Source organism: Chryseobacterium sp. SIMBA_038, assembly GCF_046535115.1.
GTDB lineage: Bacteria > Bacteroidota > Bacteroidia > Flavobacteriales > Weeksellaceae > Chryseobacterium.
Genome location: NZ_JAWRXH010000031.1, coordinates 1 through 422, shown reverse-complemented (window position 1 = coordinate 422; position 422 = coordinate 1). Strand labels below are relative to the sequence as shown.

Here is a 422-nt window from a genome sequence, read left to right as displayed (position 1 = left end):
GGATATAAAATATATTTAAAAGTAAAATTATTTTCCAGAAATTCGATGAGAGCCATTATGATTTCAGTTCCTAGTCCTTTCCCTTGAGAGTTCTTTTTTAACCATAGCCCAAGCTCAATAGAGTCTTCAGTTATATTATGAATACCGCAGCATCCGGTAAAATCACCATTTGCATCCAGGGCAACCATTACCAGATCCGTATTTTGTAATAAAGTTCTTTTTGATTCTTCTACAAAGCTGACGATATCATTTCTATTACCTTGTGGATTAAAAGGCATATATCTAGTAACTTCATTGGTGAAATGTTCTAAAATATCATCTATATAGGAGTCTTCAACAGGCTGTAAGGTGAGACGTTCAGTTTTGATTTTTATATTTGGATTTAACATCATATTTTTAAAGGAAGAGTATTGTTTATTCAC

Annotated in this window: 1 protein-coding gene; it reads right to left on the bottom strand. The window is 32.0% G+C overall.

Features of this window, described 5'->3' with window-relative positions:
• The coding region (locus SB689_RS22585; protein ID WP_410694316.1) for a GNAT family N-acetyltransferase at positions 1 to 392 on the bottom strand (392 nt) is incomplete at its 3' end.
• Positions 393 to 422: the final 30 nt, after the last annotated feature.